Origin of the sequence: Romboutsia weinsteinii (assembly GCF_002250835.2) — a bacterium.
GTDB classification, from domain to species: domain Bacteria; phylum Bacillota; class Clostridia; order Peptostreptococcales; family Peptostreptococcaceae; genus Romboutsia_A; species Romboutsia_A weinsteinii.
Genome location: NZ_NOJY02000068.1, coordinates 1 through 11,825, shown reverse-complemented (window position 1 = coordinate 11,825; position 11,825 = coordinate 1). Strand labels below are relative to the sequence as shown.

The window sequence follows — 11,825 nt, the reverse complement described above, 5'->3', positions numbered from 1 at the left end:
TCTTTATACTCCTTAGTAAGTAAAAATGGCAAGAATATTATGGCGTTACCTATAATACCCCAGAAAAGTGCTTCAGGTGTAAATATAGTCTCATATCCACCGCCAAGTATAACAGCAAGAGAATTATTTACCAAATGAATTAGTATTGGAGTCCAAAGATTCTTAGTTTTCATATAAGCATATCCTAGGAATATTCCTAAAAATGTACAGAAAGATACATGACTAATAATACAATAAAGTGGTGTTTCGGGACTATAAAGTGTTATACAAAGTGGTAAATGCCAAATTCCCCAGATAAATCCTAATATTATTACACCAAACCTTTTTCCATAAAGCTTTTGTAGTCTAGGTTGTAAGAAGTATCTCCACCCAAACTCTTCACCAAAAAATAAATTAAATCCAAAAAACAAATTAATAACTAGGCTTATTGAAGCTATTACAGTATTATTTGCAATATCTATTGGATTGCTTTTTATGGATAGAAAGCTAGGAATACTTCCAACTATAGTTATTACTAAGAATATTAGTATTACAGATAAAACCTTTTTGAAATTTTTAATTAAAGATAAATTTAAAACTTCAAAGTCAGATCCATGTATAAAAACAACAAATACAAGATAACAAGATACAATTGTATCTACAATTGAAGAAATAAAGATATTTCCGATTAAAAGTACTTCAACTATAGATATAACTATTCTTGCAAGTGTAGTTATAGCAAAAACCCTAAAAAATTTATCTACTCTTGAAGAAAAACTGTAATTAGAAATTCTTTTCAAAACAACAATAACCGAAAAAGCAGGAATATACATAAATAATACAGCAAAGTTTGATATAAAACTAGCGCTATTTGCTTTTGTGGTAGAAATAAAGATAAACACAGATACAAGAGCGATAAGCCCAAAATTGATTAACAAAAATGCATTTACTTCTTTTTTTATAACTTTAATATCAGAACACATAATAATCCCCCTTAATTATTAACCTCTTTGATAAAATAATATCATAAAATAAGTGACTATATGCTATATTTACTTATTTTGTAACTATAGTGTTAAGTTTTAAATGTATTTTTAAGGGTATTTATTATTTCAAACAAGCTAACAATTACTAATAAAAGATTAGTTAAATATATTTATCATAACAAGTTTAAGGAGCGAATAATGAAATATTTTATTGTTGAAGGTATACTAAAAAATCAAAATCCAATTGGCGAAAATACTATGAAAGAACACATGGCTTATACTCAAAGGGCAATGGATGAAGGATTAATATTAATGTCTGGACTTAAATCAAATATGAGTGGTGGCATATTTGTTATAAAGGCAGAGTCTATTGAAAAAGTAGAGGATTATTTATCTAAAGAACCGTTTAAACTTTATGGTATACAAGATTATCAGGTCATAGAATTTTCGCCTCATTACTTTAATCAATCACCTAGTGAATGGTTTAATTAACTTTTGACTTGATAGAGAGAGATTTATTAATTATTAAAATTATTAGAGGTTATGGTATTATACACCGTAGCCTCTATATTTTTTTAGATAAAAGACTTATTACTATGAAGTATGATTTGGAATATATTTTAAAATACTGTATACTAAATTTGTAAATAATTGTTATAAATTAATACATAAATAAAGATAGTTAAATAGGGGGAAATATGAGCATTTCAGGAGTTATACAAATAGCAAGGCAATACTTAGTTGTGGGGAGTATTGTAGCTTTTTTAATAGCAATACTATTTTTAGTTGGGTATTTTGTAGTATATAAGAAAGTTCTAAAAGGAACTAAAAAACTAGAAATAAGCAAATTAGCACTATGGGCTATATTTTTAATTTACATTATCGTAGTGTTAGGAGCAACTCTTGGAATAAGAACTCCAGGATATGGTGGCAATATAAATTTACACTTGTTTAGCTCTTATAAAGGGGCACTAAACAGCTTTTCCAAAGTAGAATGGAGAAATATAATTTTAAATATACTTATGTTTGTTCCACTTGGAATACTTTTACCTTTGATATTTAAGAAATGTAGAAAATACTGGGTAGCCTATCTTGTAGGATTTTTAGCTACTGTGTTTTTAGAATTAATACAGCTTGTAACTGGAAAAGGAATATTTGAACTTGATGATATATTTAATAATACACTAGGCTGTATTATAGGATATGGAATAGTGATGATTTTTATATTATGTTTTATTGATAAGAAAAAAGAATCAAAGAATAAAAGTTTAAAACTAACAAGCCTTCAAATACCATTATTTGCTACAATCATAGCATTTGGAATGGTATTTATAAATTATTCTAAACAAGAATTAGGGAACTTAGATATTTCATATATCTATAGGCAGGATATGTCAAATATAAATGTAAATACAAAACTAAAGTTTAAGAATAAATCAGATAAAGCATATGTGTACAAAGCACCTGTTGGATCTAGTGAAGATACACTAAAAGTAGCAAATGAAGTGTTTAGAGCAGTAGATGCTCAAATAGATGAATCTCAAAATAATGTTTATGATGACACGATAGTATATCGTTCATCAGATGGGAATTATTCAGTGTGGGTAAATTATGCAGGACTTACAACATGGTACTCCGATTTTACGGGGCATGATAGTAAGGGAAAAGATGGATTAAGCTATGAAGAAGTAAAAACTTTGGTAAAAAACTTTGATATTGAGTTACCAGAAAAAGCTGATTTTAAAAATGATGGAGATGGTAATTATACTATATCAGTAGATATGGTTGAAGTAGACGGGAATTATCTTGATGGAGAATTTACATGTACGATTAGTGATAGTGATGTTGTGACTGGTTTTACTAATAATATTATCCCATATGAAAAGTATAAAGAGTATGAGATTATATCTGAACAAGAAGCATATGATAAGATTTTAAATGGAGAGTTTAGGTTTTATTTAATTGATAATAATTCTAAGATTGAGAATCTTAAAATTGATATAAAAGATGTTAATTTGAGTTATTATATGGATAGCAAAGGATTTTATCAGCCAGTGTATGAGTTTACTTTAAAATATACAGATATAGAGCCAGTTATATTAATACCTGCACTTAAATAGGGTTATAGAGGTAATATAACTTAATCAGCTTTACTTGCAAATATAAGGCACAAGATAATTCTTGTGCTATTTTTATTTTGATTAATAAAAATAAAAAAATTGCACATTTTTGGTTTTAGCATTGTTATACATTATGAGGAGGTGAGGATGTGTTATTGAACCCTATTAGAAAGATTAAGAATGGGTATGCAGATATAGGTGAGAAAATAGTTACTGAAAATTATGATGCTATTTATAAGTACTGTTACTGGAAATTGGGAAATAGTGAAGATGCACAAGATATCACACAAGATGTTTTTTTGAGTTTTATACGAAATATAAATACATATTCTGATAGGGGAAAGCCAAGAGCATTTCTTTACACTATAGCTAAAAATCTATGCATTAATTGTAATAAAAAGCATAGACCAGATTATTTAGAATCAACAAAAGAAATTATAGATACTTATTCCACCGAAAAAATTAATAATATTACAGATAAAATAACACTTGAACATATTGTTAATCAACTTCCACAAGAGCAACAAGAAGTTATAGTTTTAAGATATGTTCATGATTTAAAAGTAAATGAAATTGCAGTTATTACAGGGAAATCACGCTTTTCAGTTCGATATAGGATAAACTTAGCATTATCAACAATTAAAAGTAAATTAAATGGGAGTGATTATATTGAAAAAGAATTTACAAAATGATTTAAAGAAAATATACACAGAGGTACCCATACCCAATCCTATCAACATTCAAGAAACTATTATAAAGGTACGTAAAGAGGTAAATGAAGCTCAAGATAATGGGTTAACATTTTGGGAGTTTTACTTCCAACAATTTGGATTTATTCGTAAGAACGTATGGCTTATCCAATTTGCAATCCTATTATTTTGTGGTTTAAGGATATATTATTACCCTGGGTCAATTAAAGTAATAAGCTTGATTTCATCCATAGCACCATTAATTTTCTTATCAGGAATTACAGAGCTATCAAGAACTTATACATATGGAACTATTGAAATTGAGCTATCTACACAGTATACATTGAGTCAAGTAATGATGTCTCGTGTAAGTATCTTAGGACTTATGGATATTTTAAGTATAACAATTTTATGTGTTTTTGTTGGAACTAATACACCTCTTTATCCATATGCGATATTTTTATATGTTTGCGTACCATTTATGGTAACTTGTTTTGGCTGTTTGTGGTTATTAAATAGATTTAAAAATAAAGAATGTAACTATTATTGCTTTACTTTAGGTATTTTTATAATGGTGACAGTATCAATGTCTACAGCATTTTTACCTAAACTATATGTAGTATCTTCATTATGGATATGGAGCATTATGCTTTTAATATCAATAATTGGTTCAGGTATGCAGATTTTTAAGTTAGTTAATAGCTGTAATAAAAAATATGATTATATAAATGTAACACATATTTAGGAGGTTTAAGATGGAATTGAAATTTGATAGATTAACAAAACAGTTTAGTAACAAAATTGCAGTTGACCGAATGGATGTTATTTTACAACCAGGTGTGTATGGGTTACTTGGAGCTAATGGAGCAGGAAAAACAACTCTTATGAGAATGGTATGTGGTGTTCTTAATCCAACATCTGGAAATATATTATTGAATGGATGTGATATAGATACACTGGGGGAAAATTATCGAAAGCTTATTGGATACCTTCCGCAGGATTTTGGATATTATCCTGATTTTACTGCTAAAGAATTTATGAACTATGTTTCAGCATTAAAAGGAATAAATAAGCAAAGTGCAAAGTTAAAAACAAAAGAACTCTTAGAGTTAGTGGGATTATCAGATGTTGCAAATAAAAAAATCAGAACTTTTTCAGGTGGTATGAAGCAAAGATTAGGGATTGCACAAGCCGTATTAAATGACCCTAAGATATTAGTACTAGATGAGCCAACAGCAGGACTTGACCCTAAAGAGCGTATACGCTTTAGAAATCTAATTTCTAGTTTTTCAAAGGATAAGATAGTTATTCTTTCAACTCATATTGTTTCTGATATTGAGTATATAGCAGATACAATACTAATGATTAAGGGTGGAAGGATAATTATTAATAGCAAAAGAGAGGATGTAACCAAGGAGATAGATAGAAAGGTATGGACATGTGTTGTTCCTAAAAATAAAGTAGATATACTTAGCAGAACTTATCGTGTTGTAAACTTACAGCATGATAGTGATGATAATGTATCACTTCGTATTGTAAATGATACAAAACCTACTGAAAATGCAATCAATGTAGTACCTACACTTGAAGATTTATACCTTTATCACTTTGATGACATGGTATTAGAATAGGGGGAGATAGTATGAAAGATTTATTAGTATTTGAACTTAAAAAAATTATAAAGAAAAGATTAAATATAATAGTTATACTAGGGAGCTTGGCTTTAACAGTAATACTATTTACACTTCCAGTGGTACAGTTTTCATCATTTGATAATGGTGGGAACCAAGTGCGAGGTTTTTCAGGAATTGAGTTAGAAAAGCAGTTACAAGAAGAACTTAAAGGAACATTAACAGAAGAACGAATTACAAATGACATTTTAAAGTATCAAGAGCTATTTAATAATCCTAAAAATATTGTTATTAATGATGGAAGAAAAGAGTTAAATAATTCAACTTTTAACAAGAATGTAGTACCTAAATTATCTTATTTAAGATTTATTAATAATAATTACATAAATACAAAATTTGATGACTATTCTCTTTCTGAAATAGAGAATTTGCCAATAGAAAATGGAGCTAACTTTTATGAACAAAGGGATAAAAAGGTACCTAGTATTTTAAATGCCAATTATGAAGATTGGAATTATTCAAATCAAGAAAAATCCTTTTGGATTGAAAAAAATAAGGACGTATCAATACCATTTGAATATGGATATCATGAGGGGTGGATAACTGTATTTAGCTGTATTGAACTAATGGTACTTCCCATTATAGCAATTTGTATTTGTATTGCCCCTATGTTTTCAGGAGAGTATCAATCAGGTGCAGATAATATAATATTATCTGCTAGATATGGAAAATCAAAATTAATAGTAGCAAAGATATTAGCAGCATTTATTTTTGCATTTATAGTATATACAATAAATATTTCTGTAGGAGTAGGAACAGTATTATTCTCTTTTGGAATAGATGGATGGAACTTACCAATACAAATTATAAATTCAACAACACCGTACTCTTTAACATTTTTACAGGCAACAAGTATTTGTATTTTAACTATATATTTAGTAATGTTTGCAATGGTGTCCATTACATTATTATTATCAGCAAAATTTAAAACTGCATTTTCAGTTCTAATCATTATGATTTGTATAATAATGATGCCATTATTCTTTAAATTTAGTGAAACTAATGGGATTTGTAATCATATTTTAATGATACTTCCTTATATGTCATGCCAACCAGTATTTGGTATAGATCTTACAAATTATGTATCTTATCCTTTTCCTGGTTTTACGATGGATATACTTACAATGAGAACGACACTTTATTTAATAATTAGTATTAGTTGTATTCCTTTTGCTTATCGAGTTTTCAAAAAACACCAAGTAGCATAACGTATATAAATCACATTGAAATTAAGTATAATGTGGAGAAATATAAAAATAGCTAGATATTGATAATAATTTCAATAGTTCTAGCTATTTTTATGTGTTACTTATTATGAAATTGTCTAATAGAGCTTTATAGTAAAATAAGCTTCCAAATATACATCAGTTACATTCATTTTTTTACAGTAATTATATATCTTTCATCCATCATCATATGCTATCTATTTTTTTCTTCATACAATTTATCGTATATATACTTAATTGTATTCATTTCAGACTTATTAAACTCTCCTCTTAAAAATAACATCTCTGTATTCTCTAATCTAAATATCATCTCAAATATTCCATCATCATATATTTTACCAGTTCCAGGTGAACATTTTTTCTCATAATTTCCATTCTCATCTGGTCTAAATATACTTTTAAATTGATATTTAATCTTTGTATAAATCTCTTTATCATCTGTCCTAAAAGGCATAGAAATTTCATTGCTAGAAATTACTACACACTTCTTACCTTTAAACAAATCAACAAATTTAGATTTATCATTTTCATCTGTCATTGAAATTATATCTGATAACGAATTACGATCTATCGAAATATACTTAGAATCATCATATTCATAAATTCTTCCTGAGTCTAATGTTAGTATTTCATGAGGAAGTGATAAATCATTAGCTATTGTATAATACTCTATATTAGCTATTTTCCTTTTACCTGAATTTAGGTTTTGGAGTCCTAAAAATGCAATACCTAAAAATACAATTACTATAAATATATTCTTTTTATTTTTAATAAAAATCACCTCCCAACAAAAGAAAAGATAGGTTTTCCACCCTATAAATTTACATTATTACTCTATTGCTTTATAATATTATTATTTTATATAGATTAAAGTTCTACTTGAGCAACAGCTTTTTTTATAAAAATGCATTGATCAAATAAGTAATAAAATTACCTAATCCATGAAGAATAACACCTGGAATAATGGAGCCTCTAAATTCTTTTTCACTAATATATCCAAGAATCCAACCTCCAATAAATGTTTTTATTACAAGTGCAACAGCATTGAACAATGGTAGCCCACTGCCACCTATTGCTATATGCAGCATAGCAAATAAAAAGGCTTGAAGAATATTAGCATATGTAAAACTAAATTTAGTTAAAAGTCTTTTAAGTAAAAATCCTCTAGAAAATAACTCTTCACATAATCCATTTTGAAAAAAGGCTACTATAAAACATGGTATTATAGCCTTTGAACCCATTTTATAAAATAATCCATCTCCATCCCCAATAAGCTTAGATACCATTGATGAATGAAGTAAAATCCAAATTATGCAGTATAAAATTATTATATATATTGCACTATTAATGGTTTTATTAACACTTGGTTTATATACTCCCATCCACCTAAAAAATGAACTTTCTTTTCTATATTTAAGTGTCCACCAAACAAAAGGTATAGACATAAACAAAATAAGTTGCATGATAGTCCCACGAACCACAAATCCAATATTAGAAAAATCCATATATTTCCCCCTTTTTTACTATTATTATAGCATTGTGAATATATCTTTTGTGAATTTTGTATCTTTTTACTTTTTCAAATACATTAACTCTACATATATATAAAGAACTCAATTATAATCGAGTGGTGAGATTATTGCATACGAAAAAAAGCCCTAGAGTTGATTCTAAGGCTTTTTTATTTAAAGTACAGACTTCCAAAGCAACCATAATATAATAACTATCATAAAAATAGCTAGAATAAAAGATACTTCTTGAAAAATAATTTTTCGCTTTCTGCTATCTTCATCTGTATAAGGGATTTCTTTATTATCCATATAAGCAAGTATTTCTTCAAAAGTCTTTAAATCTTTGTTTTTCTTAAATCTCTCAATCTTAAATGAAATTATTATAGCTATAGACTGAAGAATTAAAAACGGCATAATACCAAAGACCTTTGTCATAGTTAAAGATATAAGTGCTAAAACAAATAGTATTGTTGTAGCATAACTCATTTTCTTCATTTGTTTTCTTTCTAATTCACTTTTTATATCAACTACATCTCCTTTAACTAATTCATCTAAGGAAACTTTAAAATAATCACTAAGCAACAATAAACTTTGTAAGTCTGGATAGCTCTTACTATTTTCCCAGTTTGAGATAATAGTTCTATTCAAAGTCTTTTACATTTAATATTTTTATATTGATATGTTTTTTTACACAATTTAATTATAGGACAATTATCAAAATTAATCTAAAAAATCTTTGTAAATATTCTTTACGACGATAGTAATATAGCTAAATTACTTTGTAAAAAGTATTTTACATGGCTAAATTTAAACGTTTTCACTTTTATTTATTTCCTAAGAAATTATTTGATGTCTCTAGTAAAACACGACAAAAAATATCTGAAAAGCTAATCATTTTAAATTCCTAATACCTTATCAAATAACTTCTTTTGCTCAGATAAATCTTTTAGCTTATTAAATATAATACTAATCTCTACCTTACCATCCTTAACATAAACACTCTCATAATCTGCTGACTCCATATTACTATAGCGTAGATTAGTAATTTTGCCCTCGTTTTTTGAATATGTAAGTAATAAATGTTCCTTATCAATAGAAAATGGGTAGACTACAGTATCTTCATTCATTTCTTTTTTCTCAGAATCGGTAGAAATCTCTTCTAGCTGTTTTACTGTCTTTTTTATATCTATATTACTATTTTTTTCTAAGTCTTCTAATATACTATCATAAATAGTATGTATCTTTAGTTCATTGCTATTATTTTTACATATTTCCTTTTGTATCTGAAAATTATCAGTAGTAATTTTTATATTATTAGTCCTTAAATCATTTCCGCTTTCTACATAATAATTTAGACCTATAGTACTTTTATGATTAGTTGCTTCATAAAACATATGATCCTCATTTGTAATTAAAAATCTTTCCATAATCCCAAAGTCTTCCACTGTATTAAGTATGGCTTGATCCTTTGCTTGACTATAATCATATGGATATTTTTCAAGTATGTATTCTTGAAGGTCTCTTAGTAAAGTTGTAGAATCACCCTTATTTTCAATGCTTTCAAGTTGATCAATTGCTTTAAAATACTCTATACTTTGTGGGTATGTTTCTTCAATATTTACAAATTCTTTAGATTCTTGTTTAGAGTCTTCTTCAGAATTTTTTTTAGAATCTTCTTTATGATTCTCGTTAAAATTTGGTTTATAGTTCTCATTAGAATATTTTTCATTATTTGAAGAACAACCAGTTAAAGCTATAATCATAATAGATATTAATAATATATATACTTTCTTCAATTCAAATCCCCCTTGTTTATATTATTTACTAAGTATTATAACATTTTTCAAGATTAAATTAGCTTAATACTAAATATTCAACAAACTTTCTTTGACAGATATTTACCTCTACACTTTAACTTATAATAAGAGATAACCCAAAGAGTTGTACTTTCAAAATCCCTCAAGACCCTAGAAAAAGAGGACTCTCTAGCAGCTAAAATTGTATTGAAACAGCTACTAAACGTAAAGGAACTGTCCATATAGTATGGGTAATATCTTATTGTCTTTATATGGAAATATTAGGAAAAATAAAAATGGTAGTGTTACAGTTGATTACAAAAGAAATATAAACTTAATTAAAGTAAATGATGATCAAGTATATGTAATTTTAGAAATAAATAAGCTTAGAGATGATAATAGTTTTTTATAAAAAAATGAACTTTTTAAAAAAGTAAGTGTCTAAGTAGTGTATAGTAAAATAAGACATTTAAGATAAAGTGGGGTGTTTAGAATCTTTGGATGAAAAGGAGCTTATAACTAAAGCCAAGCAGGGAAATAAATATTGCTTAAATTTATTACTGCAAGACAATTATAAAATAGTTTATGGATTTTTAATAAAATTGACAGGGGATACACATCTATCACAAGATTTGGTTCAAGAAACCCTATTAAAAGCGACTTTAAATATAAATAAATTTAAAGAAGAATGTAAATTTTCTACATATTTAATTCAAATAGCAATAAATACACATAAGAATTATCTAAGAAAAAATAAAATAAGAGAAAAACATGATAGTCTAGAAATAGAGCTAAGTTACAATGGAGAATCAAAAATTGTAAATCACCTTAAATTTAAGGAAGCGATAAAGTATTTGCAAGATATGCCTTATGAAAAAAGAACATCTTTTATTTTAAAACATTATTATGGATATTCAATTGAAGAAATATCAAAGATACTAGATGTATCTCAGGGTACTACAAAATCAAGAATTCATAAAACTGTCAAAAAATTAAAAGATTTGTTAAGTTGAGGAGGTACATATATGAATTATTTAAATGATGATAATTTAGAAGAATTAGGTATTATAAAAGAAATAGATACCCTAAATATAGTAGAAGAGGCTGAAAAAATAAAATTAAAAAGAAATAAAATATTACTTATAATATGTTTTTCGCTAATGATGATTACATCACTTGTAGCTCAAGTATTAATTGTATTATTGTTTGGTGGAGTTAAGATGATAAAATTAGGATTATTAATATATATAGCAGTGTTAATAGTAGTATCATTAATTTTAATTGATAAGGGAGAAAAGAGTTTATGTTAATAAATAGTGGAGGTTTGACAAGTTTATTTATAGTAATGTTTTTGGTTTTAGCACTTGGAATAGGACAGGTTGTATGGATATATTTAGACAGTAGAAATAGGGGAGATAAATTAAAAGTATTATGGGCAATGCTTGCTATTACACCTTTACTTGTTCCTATTATTTTACCACTGCCAATAATAGTATATTTATTAGTAACAAGAGCATTTTCTGAAAAATGTAGTAACTGTAAAACAAGAGTAGTTAGTAGTTTTTCTTCTTGCCCAACTTGTGGTAGTAAATTAAAAGAAAAATGTAGAATATGTCACAAGGCATTAAAAGAAGAGTGGAACTACTGCCCATATTGCAGCGATAAAATTAAGAAAGAGAGTTTAGACAATGAAAATAATTAAAAAGCATAAAAAAATATTTATAGGTGTAGTAATAGTAGCGTTTTTATTAGCATTTATTCCATATGCACTTGTATATGCACTAACTAAGATGTCTATAGGACTAGAAAAAGGGGATAGTATAGAAA

At 27.0% G+C, this 11,825-nt stretch carries 15 protein-coding genes; 10 read left to right on the top strand and 5 right to left on the bottom strand.

Annotated elements, in window-relative coordinates; genetic code table 11:
* Positions 1-962: CPBP family intramembrane glutamic endopeptidase (locus CHL78_RS17995; RefSeq protein WP_147295850.1), on the bottom strand; the 962-nt coding region annotated here is incomplete at its 3' end.
* A 201-nt stretch (positions 963-1,163) separates the two neighbouring features.
* Between CHL78_RS17995 and CHL78_RS17990 the strand changes: the two genes are divergently transcribed.
* The 6 genes from CHL78_RS17990 to CHL78_RS17965 all read left to right on the top strand — a co-directional run bounded on the left by CHL78_RS17990 (position 1,164) and on the right by CHL78_RS17965 (position 6,673).
* Positions 1,164-1,457 (top strand): YciI family protein, encoded by a 294-nt coding sequence (locus tag CHL78_RS17990; protein ID WP_094367109.1) that lies wholly within the window; start codon positions 1,164-1,166, stop codon positions 1,455-1,457.
* 206 nt (positions 1,458-1,663) lie between these two features.
* On the top strand, positions 1,664-3,085 hold the full coding sequence (locus CHL78_RS17985; protein WP_094367108.1) for a VanZ family protein: 1,422 nt from the start codon (positions 1,664-1,666) through the stop codon (positions 3,083-3,085).
* 149 nt (positions 3,086-3,234) lie between these two features.
* The gene (locus tag CHL78_RS17980; RefSeq protein WP_094367107.1) at positions 3,235-3,777 is read left to right on the top strand and encodes an RNA polymerase sigma factor; all 543 of its coding nucleotides are present in this window, start codon (positions 3,235-3,237) and stop codon (positions 3,775-3,777) included.
* Positions 3,755-4,519, top strand: coding sequence for a hypothetical protein (locus tag CHL78_RS17975; protein ID WP_094367106.1), 765 nt, complete (start codon positions 3,755-3,757; stop codon positions 4,517-4,519). Before CHL78_RS17980 ends, CHL78_RS17975 begins: the two co-directional genes overlap by 23 nt.
* A gap of 10 nt (positions 4,520-4,529) precedes the next feature.
* Entirely contained in the window at positions 4,530-5,405 is an 876-nt protein-coding gene (locus tag CHL78_RS17970) for an ABC transporter ATP-binding protein (RefSeq protein ID WP_094367105.1), read from the top strand.
* Positions 5,406-5,416: 11 nt separating this feature from the next.
* Entirely contained in the window at positions 5,417-6,673 is a 1,257-nt protein-coding gene (locus tag CHL78_RS17965; protein WP_094367104.1) for an ABC transporter permease subunit, read from the top strand.
* Between the two features lie 211 nt (positions 6,674-6,884).
* Here the strand turns inward: CHL78_RS17965 and CHL78_RS17960 are convergent, their stop codons facing one another.
* From CHL78_RS17960 to CHL78_RS17945, 4 genes are all read right to left on the bottom strand, one after another.
* Entirely contained in the window at positions 6,885-7,472 is a 588-nt protein-coding gene (locus tag CHL78_RS17960; RefSeq protein WP_094367103.1) for a hypothetical protein, read from the bottom strand.
* Between the two features lie 115 nt (positions 7,473-7,587).
* Positions 7,588-8,196 carry a CPBP family intramembrane glutamic endopeptidase gene (locus CHL78_RS17955; RefSeq protein ID WP_094367102.1) on the bottom strand — a complete coding sequence of 203 codons (609 nt, stop codon included), beginning with the start codon at positions 8,194-8,196 and terminating at the stop codon, positions 7,588-7,590.
* A 180-nt stretch (positions 8,197-8,376) separates the two neighbouring features.
* Entirely contained in the window at positions 8,377-8,850 is a 474-nt protein-coding gene (locus CHL78_RS17950; RefSeq protein WP_094367101.1) for a helix-turn-helix domain-containing protein, read from the bottom strand.
* A 248-nt stretch (positions 8,851-9,098) separates the two neighbouring features.
* On the bottom strand, positions 9,099-9,998 hold the full coding sequence (locus CHL78_RS17945) for a hypothetical protein (protein ID WP_094367100.1): 900 nt from the start codon (positions 9,996-9,998) through the stop codon (positions 9,099-9,101).
* A 247-nt stretch (positions 9,999-10,245) separates the two neighbouring features.
* On the opposite strand from CHL78_RS17945, the gene CHL78_RS20875 reads away from it, so the two are divergent.
* The 4 genes from CHL78_RS20875 to CHL78_RS17930 all read left to right on the top strand — a co-directional run bounded on the left by CHL78_RS20875 (position 10,246) and on the right by CHL78_RS17930 (position 11,700).
* Complete coding sequence (locus CHL78_RS20875; protein ID WP_158540729.1) at positions 10,246-10,410, top strand: hypothetical protein; 165 nt, start codon at positions 10,246-10,248, stop codon at positions 10,408-10,410.
* 67 nt (positions 10,411-10,477) lie between these two features.
* Complete coding sequence (locus CHL78_RS17940; RefSeq protein WP_243446477.1) at positions 10,478-11,011, top strand: sigma-70 family RNA polymerase sigma factor; 534 nt, start codon at positions 10,478-10,480, stop codon at positions 11,009-11,011.
* Between the two features lie 12 nt (positions 11,012-11,023).
* A complete protein-coding gene (locus tag CHL78_RS17935) occupies positions 11,024-11,308 on the top strand; it encodes a hypothetical protein (RefSeq protein WP_094367098.1) in 285 nt (94 codons plus the stop codon).
* A complete protein-coding gene (locus tag CHL78_RS17930) occupies positions 11,302-11,700 on the top strand; it encodes a zinc ribbon domain-containing protein (RefSeq protein ID WP_094367097.1) in 399 nt (132 codons plus the stop codon). Before CHL78_RS17935 ends, CHL78_RS17930 begins: the two co-directional genes overlap by 7 nt.
* Positions 11,701-11,825 lie beyond the last annotated feature (125 nt).

Excerpts from the sequence above, each read along its gene's own strand:
- CHL78_RS17990 (WP_094367109.1), top strand. The coding sequence starts at position 1,164 with ATGAAATATTTTATTGTTGAAGGTATACTAAAAAATCAAAATCCAATT.
- CHL78_RS17985 (WP_094367108.1), top strand. The coding sequence starts at position 1,664 with ATGAGCATTTCAGGAGTTATACAAATAGCAAGGCAATACTTAGTTGTG.
- CHL78_RS17970 (WP_094367105.1), top strand. The coding sequence starts at position 4,530 with ATGGAATTGAAATTTGATAGATTAACAAAACAGTTTAGTAACAAAATT.
- CHL78_RS17965 (WP_094367104.1), top strand. The coding sequence starts at position 5,417 with ATGAAAGATTTATTAGTATTTGAACTTAAAAAAATTATAAAGAAAAGA.
- CHL78_RS17955 (WP_094367102.1), bottom strand. The coding sequence starts at position 8,196 with ATGGATTTTTCTAATATTGGATTTGTGGTTCGTGGGACTATCATGCAA.
- CHL78_RS20875 (WP_158540729.1), top strand. The coding sequence starts at position 10,246 with ATGGGTAATATCTTATTGTCTTTATATGGAAATATTAGGAAAAATAAA.
- CHL78_RS17935 (WP_094367098.1), top strand. The coding sequence starts at position 11,024 with ATGAATTATTTAAATGATGATAATTTAGAAGAATTAGGTATTATAAAA.
- CHL78_RS17930 (WP_094367097.1), top strand. The coding sequence starts at position 11,302 with ATGTTAATAAATAGTGGAGGTTTGACAAGTTTATTTATAGTAATGTTT.